The 24,862-nt window shown below is 64.5% G+C and carries 23 protein-coding genes; all 23 read left to right on the top strand.

All coding sequences use genetic code 11. The features are described from left to right. Positions 1-300: 300 nt before the first annotated feature. The 23 genes from AUL39_RS09795 (at position 301) to murG (ending at position 24,847) form a co-directional block, all read left to right on the top strand. Positions 301-1,311, top strand: a complete 1,011-nt coding sequence (locus AUL39_RS09795; protein WP_059055753.1) for a PTS sugar transporter subunit IIB — start codon at positions 301-303, stop codon at positions 1,309-1,311. A 15-nt stretch (positions 1,312-1,326) separates the two neighbouring features. Then, positions 1,327-2,142 (top strand): PTS mannose/fructose/sorbose transporter subunit IIC, encoded by an 816-nt coding sequence (locus AUL39_RS09790; RefSeq protein ID WP_059055750.1) that lies wholly within the window; start codon positions 1,327-1,329, stop codon positions 2,140-2,142. Positions 2,143-2,166: 24 nt separating this feature from the next. Further along, positions 2,167-3,099 (top strand): PTS system mannose/fructose/sorbose family transporter subunit IID, encoded by a 933-nt coding sequence (locus AUL39_RS09785; protein WP_153001621.1) that lies wholly within the window; start codon positions 2,167-2,169, stop codon positions 3,097-3,099. A gap of 161 nt (positions 3,100-3,260) precedes the next feature. Next, the gene (locus AUL39_RS09780; protein WP_059055748.1) at positions 3,261-3,650 is read left to right on the top strand and encodes a DUF956 family protein; all 390 of its coding nucleotides are present in this window, start codon (positions 3,261-3,263) and stop codon (positions 3,648-3,650) included. A 377-nt stretch (positions 3,651-4,027) separates the two neighbouring features. Continuing rightward, entirely contained in the window at positions 4,028-4,591 is a 564-nt protein-coding gene (gene efp, locus AUL39_RS09775) for an elongation factor P (RefSeq protein ID WP_032110903.1), read from the top strand. Positions 4,592-4,770: 179 nt separating this feature from the next. Then, positions 4,771-5,133, top strand: coding sequence for an Asp23/Gls24 family envelope stress response protein (locus AUL39_RS09770; protein ID WP_059055746.1), 363 nt, complete (start codon positions 4,771-4,773; stop codon positions 5,131-5,133). 1 nt (position 5,134) lies between these two features. Then, the gene (nusB, locus tag AUL39_RS09765; protein ID WP_070807620.1) at positions 5,135-5,734 is read left to right on the top strand and encodes a transcription antitermination factor NusB; all 600 of its coding nucleotides are present in this window, start codon (positions 5,135-5,137) and stop codon (positions 5,732-5,734) included. Positions 5,735-5,736: 2 nt separating this feature from the next. Further along, complete coding sequence (locus AUL39_RS11490) at positions 5,737-6,057, top strand: exodeoxyribonuclease VII small subunit (protein WP_059055745.1); 321 nt, start codon at positions 5,737-5,739, stop codon at positions 6,055-6,057. Further along, a complete protein-coding gene (locus AUL39_RS09755) occupies positions 6,054-6,848 on the top strand; it encodes a TlyA family RNA methyltransferase (protein WP_059055743.1) in 795 nt (264 codons plus the stop codon). The genes AUL39_RS11490 and AUL39_RS09755 overlap by 4 nt, the downstream gene beginning before the upstream one ends. A 56-nt stretch (positions 6,849-6,904) precedes the next feature. Next, positions 6,905-7,762, top strand: a complete 858-nt coding sequence (locus tag AUL39_RS09750) for an NAD(+)/NADH kinase (RefSeq protein WP_059055742.1) — start codon at positions 6,905-6,907, stop codon at positions 7,760-7,762. Then, positions 7,762-9,429, top strand: a complete 1,668-nt coding sequence (recN, locus tag AUL39_RS09745; protein WP_059055740.1) for a DNA repair protein RecN — start codon at positions 7,762-7,764, stop codon at positions 9,427-9,429. The genes AUL39_RS09750 and recN overlap by 1 nt, the downstream gene beginning before the upstream one ends. Beyond that, on the top strand, positions 9,416-10,363 hold the full coding sequence (locus AUL39_RS09740; RefSeq protein WP_059055738.1) for a TIGR02452 family protein: 948 nt from the start codon (positions 9,416-9,418) through the stop codon (positions 10,361-10,363). The genes recN and AUL39_RS09740 overlap by 14 nt, the downstream gene beginning before the upstream one ends. Positions 10,364-10,862: 499 nt before the next feature. Beyond that, complete coding sequence (locus AUL39_RS09735; RefSeq protein WP_059055736.1) at positions 10,863-12,509, top strand: CTP synthase; 1,647 nt, start codon at positions 10,863-10,865, stop codon at positions 12,507-12,509. 32 nt (positions 12,510-12,541) lie between these two features. Next, a complete protein-coding gene (gene xerD, locus AUL39_RS09730; protein WP_059055833.1) occupies positions 12,542-13,444 on the top strand; it encodes a site-specific tyrosine recombinase XerD in 903 nt (300 codons plus the stop codon). An 869-nt stretch (positions 13,445-14,313) separates the two neighbouring features. Continuing rightward, entirely contained in the window at positions 14,314-14,748 is a 435-nt protein-coding gene (locus AUL39_RS09725) for a division/cell wall cluster transcriptional repressor MraZ (RefSeq protein ID WP_059055734.1), read from the top strand. Positions 14,749-14,769: 21 nt separating this feature from the next. Further along, positions 14,770-15,774, top strand: a complete 1,005-nt coding sequence (rsmH, locus tag AUL39_RS09720; RefSeq protein WP_059055732.1) for a 16S rRNA (cytosine(1402)-N(4))-methyltransferase RsmH — start codon at positions 14,770-14,772, stop codon at positions 15,772-15,774. A gap of 112 nt (positions 15,775-15,886) precedes the next feature. After that, positions 15,887-16,414: a cell division protein FtsL gene (gene ftsL / locus AUL39_RS09715; RefSeq protein WP_070807619.1), complete on the top strand. Its 528-nt coding sequence runs from the start codon at positions 15,887-15,889 to the stop codon at positions 16,412-16,414. A 53-nt stretch (positions 16,415-16,467) separates the two neighbouring features. Continuing rightward, positions 16,468-18,258, top strand: coding sequence for a peptidoglycan D,D-transpeptidase FtsI family protein (locus tag AUL39_RS09710; RefSeq protein WP_235810834.1), 1,791 nt, complete (start codon positions 16,468-16,470; stop codon positions 18,256-18,258). Between the two features lie 13 nt (positions 18,259-18,271). Further along, entirely contained in the window at positions 18,272-19,711 is a 1,440-nt protein-coding gene (locus AUL39_RS09705; protein WP_059055727.1) for a UDP-N-acetylmuramoyl-tripeptide--D-alanyl-D-alanine ligase, read from the top strand. Between the two features lie 5 nt (positions 19,712-19,716). Beyond that, entirely contained in the window at positions 19,717-20,736 is a 1,020-nt protein-coding gene (gene mraY, locus AUL39_RS09700; protein WP_059055831.1) for a phospho-N-acetylmuramoyl-pentapeptide-transferase, read from the top strand. 10 nt (positions 20,737-20,746) lie between these two features. Beyond that, a complete protein-coding gene (gene murD, locus AUL39_RS09695) occupies positions 20,747-22,168 on the top strand; it encodes a UDP-N-acetylmuramoyl-L-alanine--D-glutamate ligase (RefSeq protein ID WP_059055724.1) in 1,422 nt (473 codons plus the stop codon). Positions 22,169-22,299: 131 nt separating this feature from the next. Then, a complete protein-coding gene (gene ftsW / locus AUL39_RS09690; RefSeq protein ID WP_082667367.1) occupies positions 22,300-23,733 on the top strand; it encodes a putative lipid II flippase FtsW in 1,434 nt (477 codons plus the stop codon). Next, the gene (gene murG, locus AUL39_RS09685; RefSeq protein ID WP_235810833.1) at positions 23,720-24,847 is read left to right on the top strand and encodes an undecaprenyldiphospho-muramoylpentapeptide beta-N-acetylglucosaminyltransferase; all 1,128 of its coding nucleotides are present in this window, start codon (positions 23,720-23,722) and stop codon (positions 24,845-24,847) included. Before ftsW ends, murG begins: the two co-directional genes overlap by 14 nt. The last annotated feature ends 15 nt before the right edge of the window (positions 24,848-24,862 follow it).

The raw sequence follows: 24,862 nt of genomic DNA, 5'->3' as shown, positions 1-24,862 counted from the left end.
CGTCGTTTTTTGACCTTCTCGTCAAAAAAAGTATCAAGCACAACCGTTCACCAACTTGTATAAACAAATATCTCAATGCGGAATTACCATTCAAGCTGGTAATCGGCACGACAAGCAAAGACGCTCGGCCAAGTCCTATTTTTCCTAACAACGGTTTTCCGCATAATCGAAAGCTCTCTGTGTTTTATAATGTGAAGCCGGTGTGAACGAGGCGTGAAGGATGGGAGAAAAAAGCATGAATGCCTCTTCACATTTGACGCGTTATCTGTTGGCGGTACGAGATATGCGTAAGGAGGAAGAATGGTCAGTATCGTTCTAGCCAGCCACGGCAAGTTCGCCGAGGGGATCATGGAATCCGGCCAGATGATCTTTGGGCCGCAGAAGGACGTCGCTGCTGTGACCCTGACGCCTGACATGGGTCCCGATGATCTCAAGGCGAAGCTGAAGGATGCCGTCGCATCGTTCGATGAGCAGGAGCATGTGCTCTTCTTTGTCGATCTTTGGGGCGCCACCCCATTCAACCAGGTCAACGGCCTGCTTGCGAGCGAGGGCCACGAGGACTGGGTCATGGTGACGGGCCTCAACCTGCCCATGCTTATCCAGGCCTACGGCGATCGCTTGAGTGAGGACACGGCGGCTGCCATCGCCAAGGATGTCTTCACTGAGGCAAAGAACGGCATCCGCATCAAACCGGAGGAGCTTGAGCCCAAGGAGGCCGCACCTGCGGCTGCTGCGGCACCTGCTGCTGCACTCACCGGCGCTATTCCGGAGGGGACAGTCATCGGCGACGGTCACATCAAGATTGTGTTCGCGCGCGTCGATACCCGCCTGCTCCATGGCCAGGTGGCAACCACCTGGACCAAGGCGGCCAACCCCGACCGCATCATCGTTTGCTCCGACGGCGTTGCCTCGGACCAGCTCCGCAAGACCATGATTATCCAGGCGGCCCCTCCAGGAGTCCACGTGCACGTGGTTCCCATCAAGAAGATCTGCGAGATCGCGAAGGATCCCCGCTTTGGCAACACCCACGCCATGCTCCTCTTCGAGACCCCGCAGGACGCTCTCCGCGCCATCGAGGGCGGCGTGCCCGTCAAGAAGCTCAACCTTGGCTCCATGGCCCACTCTGTGGGCAAGGTCGTCGTGACCAACGCGCTTGCCATGGACCAGGACGACGTTGACACCCTTGAGAAGATCAAGTCCAAGGGCGTCGAGTTCGACATCCGCAAGGTCCCGGCCGACAAGGCAGAGTCCTACGACGCCATCATCAAGAAGGCCGAGGATGAGCTTGCCGCGCAGGCAGCCAACAAGTAGGGATAAGGAGGGGTTATGTCACCAATATCAGTCTTGCTCGTGATCATTGTTGCCTTCCTGGCAGGCATGGAGGGCATCCTCGACGAGTGGGAGTTCCACCAGCCTCTGGTCGCATGCACGCTCATTGGCCTTGTGACCGGTCACCCTTCGGAGGGAATCCTCCTGGGCGGCTCGCTTCAGATGATCGCCCTTGGTTGGGCCAACATCGGCGCTGCCGTTGCCCCTGATGCGGCTCTCGCCTCCGTTGCATCCGCCATCCTCATGGTCATCGCCATCAACGGCGGCTCCGACCCCACCGAGGCAATGACCACCTCCATCGCCGTTGCTGTGCCTCTGTCCGTCGCTGGCCTCTTCCTCACCATGGTCTGCCGCACCATCGCAACGGCTATGGTCCACGGCATGGACAAGTGCGCCGAGAATGACGACATGGCCGGCATCGAGCGTTGGCAGATCGTCGCAATCTGCATGCAGGGTGCCCGTATCGCCATCCCGGCCGCAGCCCTCTGCTTCATCCCCGGCGACGCCGTGACCGCGGCCCTCAACGCTATGCCCGATTGGCTCTCTAAGGGCATGGAAGTTGGCGGCGGCATGGTCTGCTGCGTGGGCTACGCCATGGTCATCAACATGATGGCCACCAAGGAGGTCTGGCCCTTCTTCGCGCTCGGCTTCGTCCTCGCTGCCATCTCCCAGCTCACCCTTATCGCCCTTGGCGTCATTGGTCTCTCCCTGGCCTTCATCTACCTTGGCCTCAAGGAGTACGCCAAGCAGAACGGCGGCTCCGGTGCCGTGAGCTCCGGCGACCCCCTGGGCGACATCATCGACAACTACTAGGCTAGCAAGGGAGTGTGATTAGCAATGGCAGAAGAGATTCAGGAGAAGGGCATCCACCTTACCAAGCAGGATCGTCTTGCGGTGTGCAACCGTCACCAGTATCTGCAGGGCTCGTGGAACTACGAGCGTATGCAGAACGGCGGCTGGTGCTACGCCATGATTCCTGCGATCAAGAAGCTCTATCCCAACAGAGATGACCAGATCGCGGCCCTGAAGCGTCACCTCGAGTTCTACAACACGCACCCGTACGTCTCCGCCCCCGTCATCGGCGTCACCCTCGCCCTCGAGGAGGGCCGCGCCAACGGCGAGCCCATCGACGACGTCACCATTCAGGGCGTCAAGGTTGGTATGATGGGTCCTCTCGCCGGCGTCGGCGACCCTGTCTTCTGGTATACGGTGCGCCCGCTGCTGGGTGCCCTTGGTGCCTCCCTGGCACTGGGCGGCTCTCCGCTTGGCCCCATCCTGTTCTTCGTGCTCTGGAACGTCATCCGCCTTGCATTCCTCTGGTACACCCAGGAGGCTGGCTACAGGGCCGGTGCCGACATCTCGAAGGACCTCTCGGGCGGCAAGCTTGGCAAGATCACCGAGGGCGCTTCCATCCTTGGCATGTTCGTCATTGGCGCTCTGGTCGAGCGCTGGGTCACCATCAGCTTCAAGCCGGTTGTCTCCACGATGCAGCAGCAGGCTGGTGCCTATATTGACTGGTCGACCATCACCGGCGATGCCGAGGGCATCAAGAGCGCGCTCACGCAGTACGCCAAGCTCGGTGCCAACGGCCTTGACCAGATGAAGGTCACCACCCTCCAGCAGAACCTCGACTCCCTGATCCCCGGCCTCGCAGCCGTGGCCCTCACCCTGTTCGTGTGCAAGCTGCTGAAGAAGAACGTCTCGCCGATCGTCATCATCCTCGCCCTCTTTGGCGTGGGTATTGTCGGTCACCTCATCGGGCTGCTCTAGCCTTCTGCTCCGGGCATCCGGACGTCGCGTCAACGAGAAGGCGCGCACCGTGGGCCGCACCCTGCTACGCTGGTGGGGTGCGGCTCCGTTTTTGCTGGGGGAAGGTGCGGCGGCTGTTATCGCCGTTGCCTGTAGTACGGAATCGAGGAGGGTGCCACCACATGGCGCAGTCTCAGAACACGAAGGTCGACTACACGGACCGTGCGACCAACCTCGACGGGCTCACTTCCGGCGGAAACGTGATGCTGGGCGACGTGGCCTTCGAGTACTACAACGAGAAGAACGTCGAGGACTACATCCAGATTCCCTGGGACGAGGTCGATTACGTCTCGGCGTCGGTTATTGCGAAGAAGACGATTCCCCGCTTCGCCATCTTCGTGAAGGACGGCCGTCACTTTACCTTCTCGACTGGTGACAACAAGGCATGCCTGCGCGCCATCCGCGAGCACGTGCCTGCGGATCACCTTCTGCGCTCGCCTTCCTTTTTCCAGGTTGTTGGGGCTGGGGCAAAGGGACTGTGGAACAACACCATCGGCCGACTTGGGCACTAGGGCAAGGGGGCGTTGAGGCGGCCGACAGAAACGCGCCCTCCGGCGCCAGAATGACGCCGGAGCGGCGGTTCCGTACGCACTTGTTGCCAAAACGCGCCTTCGGGCGAGAAATTGGCGCCGGAGCAGCATCTTTGTACGTAATCGCTGCGGTAACGTGCCCTCCGGCGCCAGAATGACGCCGGAGCGGCGGTTCCGTACGCACTTGCTGCCAAAACGCGCCTTCGGGCGTCTGTCAAACACCGGGCTGCTCGTGCTCCCTTTTTGCACGTTTTTGGAAGACGCTCCGAGCAGGTCGCGCTGCCGTGCAAAGGCGTCTATACTCTACCGCCGTACGAAAATGCCCGGTGTGCCCGGGCAAGGGAGAAGGAGACCTTTTCGTGGCTACACTTTCCATCACCGACCTCAAGGCTGGCCTTGGCGTCAACATCAAGGGCAAGGACTGCGTCATTCTCGAGGCCCAGCACGTCAAGCCTGGCAAGGGCAACACCTACGTCCGTACCAAGTACCGCGACATCCGCACCGGCCGCGTGAACGAGGAGAACTTCCAGCAGTCCGCCAAGTTCGAGAGCGTCGACATGCGTACCCGCGAGATGCAGTACCTCTACGACGACGGCACCTCCTTCTGGTTCATGGACACCGAGACCTACGAGCAGATTCCTGTTGACAGGGCGCTCATCGGTGACAACGACAAGTTCCTCAAGGAGAACGACATCTGCCTTCTCCAGTACGCCAACGACGTTCTCTACGCGGTGCAGCCGCCCACCTTCATCGAAGTCGAGATCACCCAGACCGACCCCGGTTTCAAGGGCGATACCGTCCAGGGCGGCACCAAGCCTGCCGTCATCGAGACCGGCGCCACCATTCAGGTTCCCATGTACCTCAACCAGGGCGAGAAGATCAAGGTCGACACCCGCGACGGCAAGTTTGTCGCGCGTGTCTAACGTCTAGCGCAGACGCTGCTGGCGCCATCTCAACCGCACACGCGCCCGCGTGGCCACAGCCGCGCGGGCGTCTGCGTCCCAAGCGTTGGCAACGTCTATACTGGCAGTGTTTGGGGTCTGCGGCGGACAAGCGCGCCCGCCGCCTGACGGCAACGAACCGAGCACAAGGAGGGCCACCTATGGCCGAAAGCGAGCTTTACGTTTCTGGCATCGGCATTTCCAAGCGAGTCATCTCCACCGTCGTCTCTCTCGCTGCCAAGCGCGTCGAGGGCGTTGCCTCCGTGGGTGGCAACGACATCACCTCGAGCCTCATCAGCGTCTTCACCAGCAACTCGGTTGCGCCCGAGTCCGCCGTCGAGTCCTCTGTCGAGGACGGCGGCCTGCGCATCTGTGTGCATCTTGCCGTCTTCTACGGCTACCCGTTCACCAAGCTTGCGGCTGACGTCCGCAGCGAGGTCGCGAACGCCATTACCGAGCAGGTGGGCGTTGGCGTGACCGCGGTGGACGTCTGCATTGACAGCCTCGTCTTCCCCAAGGAGTAACGTGTCCGGTCGCTTTGGAGGGCGCACCCTCGCGCGCGCCCAAGCCCTACAGCTCCTCTTCCAGGCCGATGTCAACAACCGCACGGTGGAGGAGGTGCTCTCGGGAGACTACGCCATAAGCGATGGTCCGCTCGACCCGTACGGTCAGGAGCTTGCCCTGGGGGTGGACTCGCGCCGCTATGCCATCGACGCCGTGATTCGCGCCAGCTCCGCTAGCTGGAGCCTCTCCCGCATGCCCATCGTGGACCGCAACATCCTGCGGCTTGCCCTCTACGAGATGATCGAGGAGGACGACATCACGGTAGCCGTGGCCATCGATGAGGCCGTTGAGCTTGCCAAGGCATTTGGCACCGACGAGTCCCCGCGCTTCATCAATGGCGTTCTGGGCAGCATCGCCGCGGACGTGAACGCTGGCGTCGACGTGTACGAGAAGGCCCGCCAGACGCTTCACGCGGCGGCAAAGTCTCAGGCAGACGCGCCAGAGGACGAGACGGGCGAAGCTCCTGCTGTAGACGAGACGGACGTGGAGCCCCTCGCCGAGGCACCTGTCGCCGATGACGTTCCCGATGACGCCCCCGTCGCGGACGACACCGCGGAGTAGCCATGGCCAAGCCCGACGTCTCCCAGTACCAGAGCTTCGACCAGATTACGCGACGTCTCGATGACATCGTGGGCGCCGTGCGCGACCGCGACGTGTCGCTCGAGCGCTCGCTCGACCTCTTCGACGAGGCCATCGCGCTGGGTTCGAAGGCAGTAGAGCTTGTCGATGCCACGGACTTCTCGCCCGAGGAGAAGGCCATGCTCGCCGACGACGGCGCGCCCGGTGAAAAGGGCGCCGAGAAGCCCGAGAACGATGCCGCGCCTGCACCCGACGCCGCGCCCGCCGACGCAAAAAACGCTACCGAAGGCGGCAACGCCTCGTGACACGCCGCCGCAGGCTTGATGACGAGCTGGTCGAGCAGGGTTTTTTCTCCAACCGCGAGGACGCGATGCGCGCCGTGATGGCAGGCGAGGTCTCGACGCAGGATCGCCGCCTCGAGCGCGCGGGTGAGCAGGTCGAGCCGGGCATCGTCCTTCACGTGCGCGACCACATCCCCTTTGTGAGCCGCGGCGGCCTCAAGCTTGAGCGTGGCCTTCAGGCCTTTGACGTTGACCCCACGGGGCTTGCCTGCCTCGACGTGGGGTGTTCTACCGGTGGCTTTACTGACTGCCTCCTCAAGCATGGTGCCGCCTCGGTCCTCTCGGTGGACGTGGGCTATGCGCAGTTTGATTGGTCGCTGAGAAGCGACTCCCGTGTGACCCTCCTCGAGCGCACGAACATCGTTGACGTCCCCACGCCAGAGCGCACGGGCACCATCCAGCTTGCCGTCTGCGATGTCTCCTTCACCTCGGTGACGACCGTGCTGCCTGCGGTCCTCTCGCTCCTCTCGGCGGACGGGGCCTTTCTCACGCTGGTAAAGCCCCAGTTCGAGGCCCCCCGCGACCAGGTGGGCGAGGGTGGCGTGGTCCGCGATCCGGCGGTTCGCCTGCATGCGCTGGAGTGCATCGCAGCGGCGTTTGCGGATGCCGGCCTTGGACCGGTGGGCTGCTGCGAGAGTCCCGTGCGCGGTCACAAGGGCAACGTTGAGTACCTCCTCTTTGGCCGGCGCGGTTCGGCACCTACCGCCCTCGACCTCAAGGCGGTCGTTAGCGGGGGAGCGGTGGCCCTGGCCTAGCGAGTGGGGGTACACTCTAGGTTGTGCTCCGTACACCTGTTTGGCTGGAGGTTTGCGTGAAGGTCTTTATCGTCCCAAACTACGCGCGCCCGGATGCCGTGGAAGGCGCGCATGCCCTTGAGCATTGGCTTTCTGGCCAGGGCGTCGAGGCCGTGTGGGCTCATGACAAGAAGCGCTACCCGGACTACATCGAGGACCCCTCCGCCTGCCAGCTTGTGGTTTCCCTGGGCGGAGACGGCACGCTGCTTCGTGCCGCGCGCATTGTGGGCTACACGCAGATTCCCATGCTGGGCATCTCTTATGGCCACCTGGGATTTCTCACTACGGCGGGTCCGGACAAGCTCATCGAGACGGTCAAGAGTGCTCTTGACGGCAAGCTGCACGTCTCGCACAGGGCAACGCTTGCCATCGAGAGCACCTTTGCGTGCGAGGATGGCAGCGCCTACCAGGTGAACAGCTTTGCTCTGAATGACTTTGCGGTCTCGCGCGGCGGCCAGGGCGACATGGTCCAGTTCGAGGTCTCGGTCTCGGGCAACCACATCGACACGCTGCGCGGCGACGGCTTTGTGGTCTCCACCGCAACTGGGTCGACTGGCTACGCGCTTGCCGCGGGTGGCCCCATCGTAACGCCGGAGTTCTCGGGCATGGTCTGCGTGCCCATCGCTCCGCACACCATCATGGCCCGCGCATTTCTCACGGCGCCCTCGGACATCGTCGAAATCGAGATGAGCCCCGAGCGCCCGGTTGCGCGCCACTTCTTTGCCGATGGCCAGAACGTGCGCCAGCGCCAGGAGGGCGTGCCCGTGCACGCCACGGTGCGCCGCGGCCCGGGAGACATCCTCCTCCTCGATCACAGCGCGCAGAGCTTCTACAACTCGGTCTCGCGCGTCTTCTACGGCAGGGCGGGTCGCTGATGCTCGATGAGCTGCACGCGCGCGACGTCGCGCTCATTCGGGACGCCACCATCCAGCCCTCTTCCGGCCTCACGGTGCTCACGGGCGAGACGGGCGCCGGCAAGACGGCGCTCCTCTCGGCCATCAAGCTTTTGGTGGGGGAGCGCGCCGACGCCGGCTCGGTGCGCGAGGGGGCGGACTCCCTCGAGGTCGAGGGGCGCTTCTTCGAGCGCGGGGGAGACCCCGATGGCTGCGTGGTGCGCAGGCGCGTCTCGGCCGACGGCCGTGGTCGGGTGGAGATAGACGGTCGCATGGGCTCCGTGCGCGAGCTGGCGTCGGGCGTTGGCAGGACGGTCGACCTCTGCGGGCAGCACGAGCACCAGAGGCTGCTCTCCGTTGCCTCGCACGTGGAGATTCTCGACGCGTGGCTGGGCGAGGAGGCCTCGGAAGCGCTTGGTGCCTACCAGGACGCGCTTGCCGCGGCGCGTGCGGCGGCAGACGAGCTCGAGCGCGTGCGCGAGCTCTCGCGCACTGGCGCCGAGAAGCTCGAGGAGGCCGAGTTCACGCTCAGGAAGATCGACGAGGTGGCCCCCAAGGAGGGCGAGTACGAGGAGCTCGAGGAGGCCCTGCCACGTGCCGAGCATGCCGAGGCGCTCGTGGCCGCCGCCTCTGGCGCGCACAACCTGGTTGCGGGCGATGGCGGCGCCACGGATGCGCTCTCGGCGGCGGTCCGCGCACTGAGAGACGCCTCGAACTACGATGCCAAGCTCGGTACCTGGGCAGATGCCCTCGAGTCCTCTCTCATCGACATCGAGGACGTGGCATCGAGCCTGCGCGACTACGCTGACGGCGTGGAGTGGGACCCGGAGTCGCTCGAGCAGATGCAGCAGCGCCTCTCTCGCCTCGAGGGCCTGCGTCGCAGCTTTGGCCCGCGCATGGAGGACGTCTTTGCCCGACGCGAGCAGGCCGCGGCTGTGGTGGCGGCAAGCGAGGGCGGCGACGAGGCCGAGAAGCGCGCCAAGCAGGCGCTCGACGCCGCCGAGAAGAAGCTCGCCCACGCCGCCGACGCGCTGGATGCCGTGCGCGAGAAGGGTGCACCGCGTCTCTCGGCCGAGGTCAGCGCCCAGATGTCGCGCCTCGAGATGGGCTCGGCATCGCTTACTGTCTCGCAGACGCGACTGCCGCGCGACCAGTGGGGGAGCATGGGGCCAAGCCGCGTGGAGTTTCTCTACCGGCCAGCCGCTGGCCTTACCGCGCGGCCGCTCAGGCGCATTGCCTCAGGCGGCGAGGTGAGCCGCGTGATGCTTGCCTGCAAGGTGGCCCTGGGAGATGCTGACGGCTGCGACACGCTCGTCTTTGACGAGGTGGACGCCGGCGTGGGTGGCGCCACGGCCGTGGCGCTCGCACAGGTGCTGCGCGACCTTGCCCGCACACACCAGGTCATTGTGGTCACGCACCTGGCGCAGGTCGCCGTCATGGCGGACAGGCACTACCTGGTGCATAAGGTGACTCCCGCCGCAGGCGAGCCGCCCGAGACTAAGATTGACGAGGTCAAGGGAGAGACACGCGTCGCGGAGATTGCGCGCATGCTCTCGGGTGACACGAGTGAGGCGTCGCTCGCCCACGCGCGCGAGATGCTCGAACACGCAGGTAACAGCTACGGAGGGGATTCCGATGGCACAAGATAGAGAACGTCAGCGTCAGCGCAACGGCAGGAACGCGGGTGGTGCGCGGCGTGGACCAAGCCGCACGCAGCTTGCCGCACGGCACATCGCCCGGATGGACCAGCTCTTCTCGGCAGAGATTGCGTCGTCGCTTGCCGGGACGCGCGAGATAAACGGCATGCCTGCCGTGCCCGCCCGCGAGGGTGTGGTGCCCCAGGTCGAGGTTGTCGAGGAAGATAGTGCCTCGGCGGTCCTGCGGCTTGGCCGTGGCATCGCGAGCCGCTGCGACATGGCTATGCTCGACTTTGCCTCGTTCGTGAACCCCGGCGGTGGCTACGAGCGTGGCGCCTGGGCGCAGGAGGAGGCGCTCTGCTCGGAGTCGTTCCTCTACAACGTGCTCTCGCAGAAGCGCGACTGGTATGGCGAGAACCGACGACGCAACATCAACTGCGAGCTCTACCGCAATCGCGCCCTTGTCGTGCCTGCCGTGCGTTTCGAGCGCGACAAGTACCACTCCTATACCGATGTCATCGTGTGCGCGGCACCCAACGCGGTGCGCGCGAGGGTGGACTACCACGTTGCGGACGACGCCCTGCTCACGGCCATGCGCGAGCGCATCGCCTTCGTGATGGCCATCGCCGACCAGCTCGGCTACGACAAGCTGGTGCTGGGGGCCTTTGGCTGCGGCGCCTTTGGGTGGGACGCGGCAACCGTGGCGGAGCTCTTCCGCGCAGAGCTTGCCTCCGGCACGCACGTGGCCTCCAAGATCACGTTTCCCGTGCCGCGCGGCCGCGCCGACGAGAACCTCGAGGTCTTCCAGCACGCGTTTGCCACCTTCCCCGAGAAGAACGACGCCCCGTACCAGAGCCGCGCCGAGCTTGCGGCACAGCGTGCGTCCCAGCGCGCTGCCGAGACGGAGGACGCCGACGATGATGATGACTGGCGTAAGTACCTCTAGGATGTTCGCTCCCAGCGAAATTCGACTTTCCTCCGGGCCTCGGATGCGTGCATCCGAGGCCCGGAGGCAGTTCTCGCGTTCCGGAGGGAGACTCTTGCCATCCAACGGATGCAGCCTGCCCAAAAATTGCGGTTGCCGGTAAAAATTCGGGGTTCCGCTTAGTATCACCCCAGAGGTGCCATTTACCTACCTGCGGCTCTGTAAAAAGTTAGAGGCTTCGTACTCTGCGATTCACCCAAAAAGGGCCGGCAACCGCAAATTTTAGGCACAGGGGGCTTGCGGGGTAGGATGGTCCAAGAAATCGTCCGCAACCCCAATCACTTGCGACCCCCCTGAAAACCACGCGCGCTGCGGCGAAGCGAGGGCTCGAATCTGTTTATTCGGTCTAACCACCTGAACAACCGTGTGCAGTCGGTGAGCGGTGTCACGTCCGCAAGGTTCTCGCGCTAGAATAAAGACCCGTAGAAACGGCAGCTTCACTACGGGAAGGCAAACCCACATGACAAAACACATCTTTGTGACCGGCGGCGTCGTATCCTCCCTCGGCAAGGGCATTACGGCGGCATCGCTCGGCCGCCTGCTCAAGGCCCGCGGCTACAAGGTCATGATGCAGAAGGCCGACCCGTACCTCAACGTTGACCCGGGCACCATGAGCCCCTTCCAGCACGGCGAGGTCTTTGTGACCGAGGACGGCAAGGAGACCGACCTCGACCTGGGCCACTACGAGCGCTTCATCGACGAGAACCTCACCCGCGAGTCCAACTTCACTACGGGCCTTATTTACCAGTCGCTCATCCAGCGCGAGCGCGCGGGAGACTTCCTTGGCGGCACCGTGCAGGTGATTCCCCATGTCACCAACGAGATTAAGTCCCGCTTCCTGCGCATCGAGGAGCAGACCCAGGCTGATGTCGTGATCACCGAGCTCGGTGGCACCATAGGTGACATCGAGGGCCAGCCCTTCGTCGAGGCCATGCGCCAGTTCCGCAAGGAGAAGGGCGCTGGCAACACCCTGGTCATCCACGTGAGCCTGGTGCCCTACATCGCCGCCGCACACGAGGTCAAGACCAAGCCCACACAGCACTCCGTCAAGGAGCTGCGCTCCATGGGCATCCAGCCCGACTTCATCGTGTGCCGTTCGGACCACGAGGTCGACGCCTCCATCCGCGCTAAGATCGCGCACTTCTGCGATGTGGACGAGGATTGCGTCTTCGAGAACTCTGACTGCCCGTCCATCTACGACGTGCCCATGCACCTCGCCAAGCAGGGCTTTGACGAGAAGGTCTGCCAGAAGCTGGGCCTCGAGCCACGCGAGCGCGACATGAGCGATTGGAACGACTTCACCGACGCCATGCACGTGGCCAACTCCTTGCCCGAGAAGACCCGCATCGCCGTGGTTGGCAAGTACACCCAACTGCCCGACGCCTACCTCTCGGTCATCGAGGCCCTGCACCACTCCGGCGTCTACTACGACCGCCACGTCGAGATCAAGCTCGTCGACGGCGAGGAGCTCACCGAGGAGAACGTGGACGAGGAGCTCGCCGGCTACGACGGCATTCTCGTCCCCGGCGGCTTTGGCCTGCGCGGCACCGAGGGCAAGATCCTCTCGGCGAACCGTGCCCGCGTGAACAAGGTACCGTACCTGGGCGTGTGCCTCGGCCTGCAGATGGCGGTGTGCGAGTTTGCCCGCAATGTGGCGGGGCTTCCCGGCGCCATGTCCAGCGAGTTCGAGCCTGAGTGCACCTATCCCGTGATCGACCTCATGCCCGACCAGGAAGACGTTACCGACAAGGGCGGCACCATGCGCCTTGGCGCCTATCCCTGCAAGGTGGTCCCTGGCACGCTTGCCTCCGAGGCATACGGCGAAGAGCTCATCTACGAGCGTCACCGTCACCGCTACGAGGTCAACAACGCCTACCGCAAGCAACTCACCGACGCCGGTATGATCATCTCGGGCCTCTCGCCTGACAACCGCCTGGTCGAGATGGTCGAGCTTCCCGAGTCCATGCATCCCTGGTTCGTGGCGTCTCAGGCCCACCCCGAGTTCAAGAGCCGTCCCACCAAGCCGGCGCCGCTGTTCCGCGAGTTCGTCCGTGCGGCCATCGCCCACCACGAGGGCGTCGACCGTCACGACGTGAACCCCAGGTAGCGCGGGGCCGTCCTGCCGGGCTCATGGCCACGATGGACCTCTCGCGTGCACTGCGCGAGTACCTTAACTACCTCTCCATCGAGAGGAACGCTTCACCCAATACGGTCGCGGCCTATGGCCGCGACCTTTCTCGTTATCTCTCGGCGCTTGAGGGAGAGGGCATCACCAGCCCCGACAACGTGACGCGTCAAGCGATAGAGGCGCACGTCGCTGCCCTGGTAGATGTGGGGCTTGCGCCGGCATCCGTCGAGCGTGCGGTCTCTGCCATCAAGGGCTTCCATCGCTTCATGGTGGCGGACGAGATCTGCGAGAACTTCCCCACGGCCGACCTGCCGCTGCCAGCCAAGCCTGCGCGTCTGCCCGACGTCCTAAGCGTTGAGCAGGCCGAGGCCCTTCTCGACCAGCCCTTCCCCAAGACGGCAGCCGGCCAGCGCGACCGCGCCATTCTGGAGACGCTCTACGGCTGCGGCCTGCGCGTCTCGGAGCTCTGCGGGCTCGACCTGCGCGACGTACGCTTGGACGAGGAGGTCGTGCGCGTCTTTGGCAAGGGGTCGAAGGAGCGCGTGGTGCCCATCATGGGGTCTGCCGCGCGCGTGATGGGGAAGTACCTTGAGCTGTGGCGCCCGGGGTTGGTGGGGCGCACGCCCACCCAGGCGGTCTTTCTCAACCAGCGCGGCGGGCGCATCTCTCGCCAGTCCGTGCACACGATTGTGGAGCGCGCGGGACGCATGGTGGGGGTGCAGGGGCTGCATCCGCACACGCTGCGACACAGCTTTGCGACGCACCTGCTTGAAGGCGGCGCCGACCTGCGTGTTGTCCAGGAGCTTCTCGGCCACGCCGACATCTCGACCACCCAGCTCTACACGCACGTCGACCGCACGCACGTGCGCGGCGTGTACCTGGCGGCGCACCCCCGCGCCCACGTGCACGAGTAGGGGATGGCTTCCCGGGCGGCAGGGCGCCTGGCTTCTCGCCGCACCCGTCCCGGTGGGGCTTCCCGAGAAACCTACGACTTAGTAGCAGTTGGCGAGAGGAATGCAACCCCTCTACCTGCGGGTATTCTCAGCGATGCTCCCTGTGGGTTGCTACTAAGCCGCAGGTTTCTAGGTTTCAAGAGCTTGGACAGAATTATTGCGCGGTTTTTCGTGAAGTGATTCTCAGCAACTGGGCAGATGCATTTCTCGCTAGAAAAACGTTCAATAACTGAGGGACCCCGGCAGCCGAGGGAGCAAGGCTCCAGCTATACAGCAGGCGAGGGCTCTGCCACTCGTTCACATGGAGCCAATTGGGCAGCGCTTCTGTGAAAATCAACGCTTCGGCGAGAAAACGGCGCCCGAGAAGGGGCCTCGTACGAAATCGCTGCGGTAACTCGCCCTCCGGTGTCATATTGGTGCCCGAGAGGGCCTTTTGTACGTGATAGCTGCTAGAGCGTGCTTTCGGGCGTCAAATTGACGCCGGGGCCGCGTTTTCTGCAGCCGCGCGTGGCCACATCCGCACCCACTCCACCGCCCCACACCCACCCCCACACTTTGCCCCACCGCCACCTTCACCCTACCGACACAATTCGTTTCTCGATGTTCGTCCTTCTCGCCGCCTGCGTTGTATCTGCGCGGCCGCCAACCACAACATCTGGGGTCACCGCCGCCCTCTTCCGTTCTCCATTGAAAGTTCTCTCCAACCACCCGGGGCTGAAATTCGCCCTTGTGTGTCGCAAAGTGTTTTTAGGTGTGGCTAGGTGTCGGATTTGGTCTATAGTTTGTTCACGTTCAAACGTGGGCGCGAGCGGCAACGAGAGGAGGGCGACATGCTGACTGGTCAGTACCAGCGCAGCCTCGACTCCAAGTCCCGTGTCACCCTTCCCGCCATCCTGCGCAAGCAGTTTGGTGAGTTCGTGCAGCTCATCCCGCGCAAGGACGCGCTCTACGGCTACACCCCCGAGTCGTTCGAGGCATGGGTCAACAGTCTGAACCTCGATCCCAGGAGCCGCAACGACGCAGAGACCCTGCTTCGTCTCAACGCCATGGCCACCACGGTGGAGATCGATTCCGCCGGCCGTGTTGCCCTTGGCAAGATCGACGAGACGACCCGCGGCCAGCGCCAGCGCCTGGGCCTCGACGGCGACCTCATGATCGTCGGCGCGGGCGACCACTTCGAGATCTGGAACGCCGATCGCTGGAACGAGAAGTTCGCCTCCGACGACGCGGTGGACCGCCTCGAGTCTCTTCTCTTTGGCGAGTAGGCAAAGGGGAGGGTGAGCGCCTTGACATCCGAATATCGGCATGTACCTGTGATGCTCGACGAGGTCCTCGCCGAGCTCGGCCCCAAGCCGGGAGAGGTGGTCTGCGACTGCACCCTCGGCGGGGCCGGACACTCCATCGCGCTTGCGCAGAGAATCGCCCCCGACGGCCTCTCGATTGGCATCGACCAAGACGACATGGCTCTCAAGGCGGCGACCGAGCGCTTCTCGCGAGAGGCGCCCCAAGCGGAGTTCCTTCCGCTCAAGGGCAACTTCGGAGACCTTGACCAGCTGCTCGTTGGCGCCAGGGTCCCCGGTGTGGATTGCTTCCTCTTCGATCTGGGGGTCTCTTCTCCTCAGCTCGACATTCCGGAACGGGGCTTCTCGTACAACGAGGACGCCCCCCTAGACATGCGCATGGATTCGGGGAAAGACACCCCAACCGCACAAGAGGTCATAAACACCTACAACGAAGCCGACCTCACCCGAATCCTCCGCGTGTATGGTGACGAGAAGTACGCGGCACGCATTGCCCGCGCCATCGTGGAGACGCGCGAGAAGGCGCCCATCGAGACGACCTTCCAGCTCGTCGACGTGATCAAGCGAGCGATACCCGCTGCGGCCCGCCGTCACGGTGGCCACCCCGCGCGCAAGACCTTCCAGGCCCTGCGCATCGAGGTGAACCACGAGCTCGACGCCCTCGACCAAGGCCTCCGCGCCGCCGTTCGCTGGGCAAACACCGGTGGCAGGATCTGCGTTATCTCCTACCACTCGCTCGAGGACCGCATCGTGAAGCACGTCTTCTCTGAGCTCTCGCAGGGTTGCATCTGCCCGCCGGACCTTCCGGTGTGCGTATGCGGCCACGTGCCGATAGTCGACGTCAAGACCAGAAAGCCGCTCGTCGCGGGCGAGGAGGAGGTCTCCTCCAACCCACGGGCGAGAAGCGCGCTCATGCGCGTGGCGGTCAAGCTCGACGTCACGCACGAGGGCACGGAATCGTCGCACCCGACCGCAAGGTCGTCTGCATAGCACTACAAACGAAGCAGTACGCACCACAAACGCAGCTTAAACGCACCACCAACGAAGCACCAACGCACCAGCACGCACAACGTCCGGCATCGCCGGGAGACAAGGGACAGCAATGAGGTATCAGGGGTCAGAGGCCGTCAGGATGGACGCAGCCGAGAGGAGCCGCGAGCGTCGCGACGAACGCGTCGAGCAGCGCCCGTCGTTCTCGGTCGTCACCGGTGGCGGGCTTGACGCCCGCGCCCGCGCTGGCGTGAGCCCCCAGTTCCTCAGCCGCGTCCGCACGGTTGTCATCTGCGCCCTCGTGTTCATCGCGCTTGGCGCCTGCCGCGTGGCGCTCTCCACGGCAACCGTCTCGACGCTCCAGGCCAACTCGGCGCTGCGCTCCCAGATCAAGGAGGCGCAGACGCTCAACGAGGACCTTCAGGTTGAGAAGTCTGTGCTCTCCTCGTCCAGCCGCATCAGCCGCATTGCCACGCAGAACTACGGCATGAGCCTCTCGACCAACCGAGAGGTGCTCGACCTCTCGTCTGCCGGCACCTCCGCGGACGCGACGTCGACCGATGCCGTCTCCGCCACCACGGCGAATGGGGATGCTGCGCAGTCCGTGACGAACACCGATACGGCCTCGCCTGAGGCGTAGACTACTCCCTCGTGAGAGAGAGCATGAGACAGAGCCGCCAAGGGCGGCGTGGAATGCCGGAGGCCTCGTACGACGAGGCCTCTCGTGCCCGTTACCGTGCCCGCGCGTCGAGGCCGGGCGGGTCGGGCCCTGGTGGCTTTGACAGCGGCACGCGCGTGATCTTCATCATCCTCATGGTTGCCTTCGCCATTGTGGCCGGGCGTCTGGTGTGGCTGCAGGTCATAGACTCGTCGAGCCTTTCCGAGGCGGCCGAGCAGCACCGCACCAACGTGATCACGCTGCACGCCAAGCGCGGCACCATCTACGACCGCAACGGCAACGTGCTGGCCATGAGCGTGGACTGCAAGACCATCTACTGCAACCCCAAGGAGATCACGGACCCATCGGGCGTGGCGAAGATCCTCGCCGCAAACCTTGGCGGCTCCGCAAGCGACTACACTTCTGCCCTCACGACCGACTCAACCTTCGCCTACGTTGAGCGCCAGGTGGACACTGACGTCGCCGACACCATCAAGCAGCAGCTCTCGGACGCCAATCTCAAGGGCGTCTACTACCTCGACGACACCAAGCGCGTCTACCCCTACGGTGACGTCGCCAGCCAGGTGCTGGGCGTGGTGGGCTCAGACGGTGACGGTCTTACCGGCCTGGAGTACTACTACAACGACGTCCTCTCGGGCACCGACGGCCAAATGATCGTCGAGACCGGCCTCACGGGCACGCCCATCGCGGGTGGCACCTCCCAGGTCACCGAGGCAAAGAACGGCCAGGACCTGGTTCTCTCCATTGACATCGACATCCAGGAGAAGGCCGAGGAGGTCATCTCCAAGGCCGTTGGAGACTACGAGGCCGACTCTGGCTCGGTCATGGTGACAAACCCCAAGACCGGTGAGATATACGCCGCATGCTCGACGCCCCTGGCCAAGCTCTCGGACCTTGCCAACACCAGCTCGGACGCGCTCACGCTCAAGCCCGTGACTGCCTCCTACGAGCCGGGCTCGATGTTCAAGATCTTGACCGTTGCCATAGGCGTCGAGAACGGCCTCTTCAACGCAGACAGTATCTACAACGTTCCCATGCAGATACTTGCTGGCGACGACTGGGTGACCGACGACGACGTGCGCAGCGGCGCCGAGGACATGACGGTGCGCACCATGCTCGTGCGCTCCTCGAACGTAGGCGTGTCGCTTCTCGCCCAGGAGGTCATTGGCGCGCAGCGCTTTGCCGAGGGCGTGGACAAGTTTGGCATCGGGCACACCACGGGCATCGACTACCCCGGCGAGGCGACGGGCATCGTGACCAGCTACGAGAACTACACTGGCGCAACGCTTGGTGCCATGGCCTTTGGCCAGGCCCTTGCCGTGCCCATGGTGCAGATAGTGCGCGCGTTTGGCATCGTTGCCAACGACGGCATACCCACCACGCCCCACTTCCTCATCTCCAAGGGTGGCGAGGGGGTCGACTGGCCTACGGGCGACCAGGTCATCTCCAAGGACACCGCCGACGAGGTTACCGACATGATGATCTCGGTCATGACCGACGGAACCGGCAAACGCGGCCAGGTCGACGGCTATACCATTGCAGGCAAGACGGGCACGGGCGAGCAGGCCGGCGAGTCTGGCGGCTACCAGGCGGGCAAGTACGTCTCGTCACTCTGCGGCTTTGCCAACGCCGAGGACCCCCAGGTCCTTGTGTACGTTGGCCTTAATGGCACACCGCACCTGGCTCTCTCCTCAGCAGCGCCAACCTTCAAGGAGATAATGGAGGCTGCCGTCACAGACCTTGGCATCTCCCCGGATGCCTCCACAACCACCACGTCGACAAAATCCACGTCGACAACCAACTAGGTCAGGGGGACCTATGTTTTCAATGGACATCGCAGACCTTGTGCTTGCTACGGGGTCGCAGCTGCTCGAAGGGGCGCCTTCTGCCCACGTAGAGGGCACCGTCGAGATCGACTCGCGCAAGGCGGGCCCGGGCTCTGTCTTTGTGGCGTTCCTCGGCGAGAAGGTCGATGGCAACGACTATGCACCGGCTGCCATCAAGGCCGGGGCGTCTTGCGTCGTGGTGACGCGTGAGCCGGACGCGTCGTTGCTTGCCCTGGCGCATGAGCACGGCTGTGCCGTCGTGCGCCCGCAGGACGACGACGCCGAGGAGTTCCTGCTCCGCCTGGCCCACGAGTGGCGTGCTCGTCACCCCAACTGGCTTGTGGTGGGTGTCACTGGCTCGGTGGGCAAGACCACCACAAAAGACCTCCTGCGCGCCGGCATCGCAAGCGCCCGCCACGTCCACGCCACCCAGGGTAACCTCAACAACCTTATTGGCCTGCCCCTCACGGTGCTCTCGGCACCAGACGACGCCGAGGTCCTAGTCTGCGAGATGGGCATGAACCACCCGGACGAGATTCGCCGCATGGCCGCCTGCTGCGCGCCCACGCTTGCCGTGATCACCAACGTAGGCACAAGCCACATTGGGCTTCTCGGCTCACGCGAGAACATCGCCCGCGCCAAGGCCGAGGTGGTCTCGGGCATGGTTGCGTCTGGTGACGCGGAACCCCTGCTGGTGCTCACGAGCGCCAACGACTACACCCCCTTCATTGCAGAGAACTTCGCGCGCCCTGCGGGCGTTGCCGTGGCATACGTGGGCGAGCGCGAGGAAGACGACGTCCGTGCGACGGACGTCCAGCTTACCGGTACGGGCGAGGCGTCCTTTACCGTCACCTGCAAGGATGGCTGGTCAAGGCGAGTCACGCCTTCGGTTCCCGGCCGCCAGGTGGTACCCGACTTCCTTCTCGCCATGGCCGTGGTGGAGGCGCTTGGCCTCAACCGCGACGTCGCCGCGGACGCCATGGCCGCGATGCCTGCTACGAGCATGCGCCTGGCCGTATCGGAGTCGCCACGCGGCGTGCGCGTGATTGACGACTCCTACAATGCAAGCCCCGCCTCCATGGCGGCCGCCCTCGACGTCCTCTCCGAGATGGACGCCACGGGTATGCGCGTTGCCGTCTTGGGCGAGATGGGCGAGCTTGGCAGCGAGGAGCGACGCCTCCATGGCTACGTGGGCGCCTATGCCGCTGCCAAGGGTCTTGATATGCTTGTCTTCATTGGCGGGGAGCTTGCGGAGGAGATGGCCGAGGCGGCGCGCACGATGGGCGCCTCCGAGGACCGCCTGCAGCTTTTCCCCACGGTTGACGCCGCCGTGGAGACGCTTGCCCCTGTCTTCTCGCAGGGTGACCTCGTGTTGGTCAAGGCGTCGCGTTCCTGCGGTCTGGATGCGTTTGCGAGGGGAGTGCTGCGCTGATGTTCATTGTGGGAAATCCCGCGTACCCAAGCTACCAGGTGCTTCTGGCAGCAGGCGTTGCCGCCGTCATCACGGCCGTGGTAATGCCCTTCTTCATCAAGCTCATGCGCCACGAGGGGCTGGGCCAGCAGGTGAGGGCCGACGGCCCCAAGCGCCACCTCGTGAAGCAGGGCACGCCCACCATGGGTGGCATCGTGATCCTTCTCGGCATTGTGGTGACGACGCTTCTCATGGCGCCCTGGTCGCCCATGCTTTTCCTCGCGCTCTTCGCGATGCTCGCAACAGGCGCCCTTGGGCTTCTCGACGACATCGAGTCCGTGGCGCACAAGCGCTCGCTGGGTCTCACGCCCTCGCAGAAGATGGTCGGCCTCACCATCGTGTGCATCATCTTCTGCCTGGTTGCGGTGAACTACTGCGGGATTACGCCCACCATCGAGTTCCCCGGCGGCGCAACGCTTGACCTGGGCGTGCTCTCCACCACCATCGGTGGCGTGCAGGTGCCCTGGTTCTACATGTTCTTTGTCTTCCTGCTCTTGGCCGGCCTCTCGAACGCCGTCAACCTCACCGACGGCCTTGACGGCCTTGCGGGTGGCACGGTGCTGGTGGTCATGGTCGTGATGGCCATGGTCGCCTTCAACGAGGACCAGCTTGGGCTCTCGGTCTTTGCTGCCAGCATCGTGGGTGCCTGCGTGGGCTTCCTTTGGTACAACTGCTACCCCGCCTCGATCTTCATGGGCGATACGGGCTCGCTCGCGCTGGGCGGCGCCTTCGCCGCGCTTGCCGTTCTCACCAAGACCGAGATTTGCTCGCTCGTGATGGGCGGCCTCTTCATTGTTGAGGCGCTCTCGGTGATCATCCAGGTCGTGAGCTTCAAGGCAACCGGCAAGCGCGTGTTCCTCATGGCCCCGCTCCACCACCACTTCGAGAAGAAGGGCTGGAGCGAGACGAAGGTCGTCATCCGCTTCTGGATTGTCTCGGCCGCCTTCGCGGTCCTTGGTTTTGCGCTGTACTTCCAGCTTGGCTAGGGGGCATCTCATGCAGGACAGCAGTTCCTCGGCGCGTCTTGGCAACGTTGCCGTTCTGGGCATTGGGCACACGGGCGAGTCCGTCTGCCGCTACCTTGTGGGGCTAGGGGAGAGGGTCTCCTCAGTCACGCTCTTTGGCGGTGCCTCCTCGCACGAGGGCGAGGTCACGCGTGAGCTCGAAGGTCTGGGCGTTCGCTGCGTCCTGGGCACCGAGGAGGTCGAGGGCACCTTCGATTTGGCCATAGCCTCCCCGGGCATCCCGGTGGGCTCCGCCTTCTTCCGGGCGGCGGCCGCGCATGCAACAGAGATCATCGGCGAGCCCGAGTTTGCCTGGCGTGAGAGCCCTTCCAACTGGGTGGGCATCACCGGCACCAACGGCAAAACCACCACAACCACGCTCACCACGGCGCTCCTGCGTGAGGGCGGTCGCTCCGCCGAGGCCGTGGGCAACATTGGCACCATCATCACGAGCCGCCTTGCAGGGCGCCAGCCCGGCTCGTGGTTCGTGGCCGAGCTCTCGAGCTTCCAGCTGGCAACCACCCGCCTTCTGCACCCGCGCGTGGCCTGCCTCATGAACGTCACGCCGGACCACGTGGAGTGGCACGGCAGCATGGAGGCGTATGCCCAGGCAAAGGAGAAGATCTTTGCCAACCTTGAGGCAGGAGACCTCGCCGTGGTCTCTGACGGCGACGACTGGTGCCGCGCCGTGATTGGCCGCCTCGAAGCGCGGGGTCTGCGCGTGTGCCGCGTGGACGTGCGCCAGGACCCCGGCACGCCGTGCGCCGCCTTCGTGCGAGACGGCCGCCTCGTGGTGCGCCTCGACGGCGTCGAGCATGTCCTTGTCCCCACCGACGACCTTCTCATCAGGGGCGAGCACAACGAGGAGAACGCCCTTGTGGCCTCTTCCGTGGCGCTGGAGCTGGGCGTGGCCGACAAGGACGTGTGCCGCGGGCTTCTCGCCTTCTCGCCTCTCGAGCACCGCATCGAGCCCTGCGGCGAGGTTTCCGGCGTGCGCTTTGTGAATGACTCCAAGGCCACCAACACAGACTCCGTCGAGAAGGCACTCACGGCCTTCGAGCCGGGAAGCATCGTGGTGCTTCTGGGCGGCCACGACAAGGGCACCGACCTCACGTCGCTCTCGCGCGCAGTTGCCGCGCGCTGCCGCGTTGCCGTGTGCTACGGCGCTGCCGGCGAGAGGATCGCCCGTGCGCTTGAAGACGAGATTGCCGCCTCGGGCTCCGCGCTCGAGGTCGTGCGCGAGCCGCACATGCGCGAGGCCTTCTCGGCCGCCTGTGGGCGCGCGCAGGCCGGCGACGTTGTGCTGCTCTCGCCCGCGTGCTCGTCCTTTGACGAGTTCCACAACATGGAGGAGCGCGGCGAGCTCTTCAAGCGCCTTGCCGCCGAGCGCGTTGCCGCAGGAGGGCTGCGCTAGTGGCCCAGGCGTCCACATACAGAAGCTCCGCTGCGAGACAGCCCCGCTCCTCAACCCGTCGCAGCTCACGAGGGGGGAGCACGGGGCGCTCGTCTGTCGAGAAAACCATCCTCGGCGTTCCCGAGAGGTTCATGAAGCCCCGGCTCATCCTCATAGCCGTGGTGATCATCCTCACCTGCTTTGGGTTCCTCATGGTGTACTCGGCGTCCTCAATCACGTCGCTCACATCGGATGCTCTGAGCAACGACCCAGCCTACTACCTCAAGCGTCAGCTCATCTTTGCCGCGCTGGGCACGGGGTTTGCCGTGTTCATTGCGAGCAGGGACTACCACCTCTGGGGAAAGCGCCTGGTGAGGATCATCTGGGTGCTGACCATTGCCCTCTTGTTGCTCATCTTCCTGCCCATAGCGGGCAGCGATGCCTATGGCGCCACACGCTGGATTGCCATTGGCCCCTTTACGCTCCAGCCCTCCGAGTTTGCCAAGATCACGATCATCCTTGTTGCAGCAGACCTCGCCGAGCGCTACTACGACGAGCAGACCATGGACTTCCAGGACTTCGTAAAGAACCTCGCCGTCTTTGTGGGCGTTCCGCTCGTGCTCATCCTGCTGCAGCCTGACAAGGGCTCCACGCTCATCATTGCGGCAACCCTCATCGTAATGGCCTACCTTGCCGGCATGGACCGTCGCTGGATTCTCGTGGTGCTTGCTGTGGGCGTGGTGGGGGTTCTCGTCCTCTCGCTCAAGGATGACTACTCGCGCGCCCGCATCGTGACCATGCTCGACCCATGGAGCGACCCCACGGGCTCCGGCTACCAGCTCATCCAGGGCTTCTATGCCTTTGGCTCGGGCGGGATCTTTGGCGTGGGGCTGGGCATGAGCAAACAGAAGTACTCGTATCTGCCCATGGCCTACAACGACTTCATCTTTGCCGTGGTGGGAGAGGAGCTTGGGCTTGTGGGCACGCTCGGAGTGCTTGCTGCCTTTGGTGTCCTTGCCTGGGCGGGCTTCCGCATCGCGCGCTACGCGCCCGACATGTGCGGCAGGCTCATAGCGGCAGGCTGCACCTCGCTCATCATCATCCAGCTGCTCGTGAACGTCTGCGGCGTTCTTGGCATCATCCCCCTCTCCGGAAAGCCTGTCCCGTTTGTGTCGTACGGCGGTTCCACCATCATGAGCTGCCTCATGCTCGTGGGCATGATTGTCTCGGTGTCCAAGCACTCGACGCTGCCTGAGACCGTCCACGATCGCAGCCGCCAGTCCTGGCAGTTTGCAGACGGCGAGGAGGAGCCGAGAGGCGCCTCCTCCTCAGCCAGCCCAGGCATCTCGCTTGTGGGTACGCCCACGCCGCGCTCGGCCCGCCCGCGCGGAGACGCTGGCGCTGGCCTGCGCATGGTGGACGGTGGGAGCCAGGCGCGCCCCCAGGCGCGGCCACGGAGCGGTAGCAGCCGTACGAGCAGGCAGGGCAGGTACGAAGGCGGAAGAATAGACCTCGGCCCCAGTGCCGCGGAGAGGCTCCGCGGGCGCGGGCCCGGAAGAGGAGATGGCAGGCGTGGCAGGAACTAGTCTTGAGGTGGCAATCGCCGCAGGCGGTACCGCTGGTCACATTAACCCGGCGCTGGCTCTGGCAGAGGAGCTCTCTGCCCGCGGGCACCGCGTGCGGTTCTTTGGGCAGAGTGCCAAGCTCGAGGGCACGCTCGTTCCACGGGCCGGCTTCGAGCTCGAGCCCATCCACGTGACCGGCTTTGATCGCTCGAGGCCCTGGACGCTTGTCTCGGCTCTTGTGCGCGAGCGCAAGGCCTCCGCCCGCGTGGGAGAGGTCTTTGCCGAGAAGGGCGCCCCAGACGTTGCCGTGGGCTTTGGCGCCTACGTCGAGCTGGCTCTCATGGACCGCTGCCGCAAGCAGCACATCCCCTATGTGCTCCACGAGCAGAACTCGGTCCCCGGGCTTGCAAACAAGACGCTTGCCTCAGACGCGCGCTTTGTGTGCGTCTCGCTGCCGCAGGCGCGCGCCGCCTTCGAGGGCCGCGTCCACGGCGATGACGCCATCGTGCTCACGGGCAACCCCGTGCGTCGGAGCGTCCTTGACGCCTCGCGCGAGGCGGGCCGCGCGGCCTTCTCCATCCCCGAGGACGCCACGATGCTTCTGGTCTTTGGCGGCAGCCTTGGCGCGCAGCACGTGAACGAGGCCGTCATGCGCCTCAAGGAGCGCCTGCTCGCAAACCCCGGGCTTTACGTGGTTCACTCCACGGGCAAGGAACTCTACGACAACGTGGTGTCCTCTCTCGCGCTCTCAGAGGACGAGCGCACGCGCTGGCAGGTTGTGCCCTACATCTCCAACATGGGTGAGGCCCTCGCGGCGGCAGACCTCGTGGTCTCGCGCGCCGGCGCCTCCTCCATCGCCGAGATCGCCGCGCTTGCCGTGCCAAGCGTGCTCGTGCCCTATCCTCTTGCCACGGGCGACCACCAGACCACCAACGCTCACTATCTGGTGGACGCCGGCGCAGCGGATCTCTTTGCCGATGACGCCATCGATGGCGACGCCTTTGCCCAGGACCTTCTCGACCTGGTGGGCAACGGCGAGAGGCGCGAGCGCATGCGCGCGTGCGCGCGTGGCCTGGGCCAGGACCAGGCGGCCGCCAAGCTGGCAGACGTCGTGGAGCGCGCCGCCACGCGATAGATGCGCCACGGCCGC

The organism is Tractidigestivibacter scatoligenes, assembly GCF_001494635.1.
Classification (GTDB): domain Bacteria; phylum Actinomycetota; class Coriobacteriia; order Coriobacteriales; family Atopobiaceae; genus Tractidigestivibacter; species Tractidigestivibacter scatoligenes.
Note: the sequence above shows the minus strand (reverse complement) of the source record. Positions and strands in the feature narration are given on the sequence as shown.

Bases quoted from the DNA above. Each gene is read 5' to 3' on its own strand.
- AUL39_RS09795 (WP_059055753.1), top strand. From the start codon at position 301: ATGGTCAGTATCGTTCTAGCCAGCCACGGCAAGTTCGCCGAGGGGATC.
- AUL39_RS09790 (WP_059055750.1), top strand. From the start codon at position 1,327: ATGTCACCAATATCAGTCTTGCTCGTGATCATTGTTGCCTTCCTGGCA.
- AUL39_RS09785 (WP_153001621.1), top strand. From the start codon at position 2,167: ATGGCAGAAGAGATTCAGGAGAAGGGCATCCACCTTACCAAGCAGGAT.
- AUL39_RS09780 (WP_059055748.1), top strand. From the start codon at position 3,261: ATGGCGCAGTCTCAGAACACGAAGGTCGACTACACGGACCGTGCGACC.
- AUL39_RS09770 (WP_059055746.1), top strand. From the start codon at position 4,771: ATGGCCGAAAGCGAGCTTTACGTTTCTGGCATCGGCATTTCCAAGCGA.
- AUL39_RS11490 (WP_059055745.1), top strand. From the start codon at position 5,737: ATGGCCAAGCCCGACGTCTCCCAGTACCAGAGCTTCGACCAGATTACG.
- recN (WP_059055740.1), top strand. From the start codon at position 7,762: ATGCTCGATGAGCTGCACGCGCGCGACGTCGCGCTCATTCGGGACGCC.
- AUL39_RS09740 (WP_059055738.1), top strand. From the start codon at position 9,416: ATGGCACAAGATAGAGAACGTCAGCGTCAGCGCAACGGCAGGAACGCG.
- AUL39_RS09735 (WP_059055736.1), top strand. From the start codon at position 10,863: ATGACAAAACACATCTTTGTGACCGGCGGCGTCGTATCCTCCCTCGGC.
- xerD (WP_059055833.1), top strand. From the start codon at position 12,542: ATGGACCTCTCGCGTGCACTGCGCGAGTACCTTAACTACCTCTCCATC.
- AUL39_RS09725 (WP_059055734.1), top strand. From the start codon at position 14,314: ATGCTGACTGGTCAGTACCAGCGCAGCCTCGACTCCAAGTCCCGTGTC.
- ftsL (WP_070807619.1), top strand. From the start codon at position 15,887: ATGAGGTATCAGGGGTCAGAGGCCGTCAGGATGGACGCAGCCGAGAGG.
- AUL39_RS09710 (WP_235810834.1), top strand. From the start codon at position 16,468: ATGCCGGAGGCCTCGTACGACGAGGCCTCTCGTGCCCGTTACCGTGCC.
- AUL39_RS09705 (WP_059055727.1), top strand. From the start codon at position 18,272: ATGTTTTCAATGGACATCGCAGACCTTGTGCTTGCTACGGGGTCGCAG.
- murD (WP_059055724.1), top strand. From the start codon at position 20,747: ATGCAGGACAGCAGTTCCTCGGCGCGTCTTGGCAACGTTGCCGTTCTG.
- ftsW (WP_082667367.1), top strand. From the start codon at position 22,300: ATGAAGCCCCGGCTCATCCTCATAGCCGTGGTGATCATCCTCACCTGC.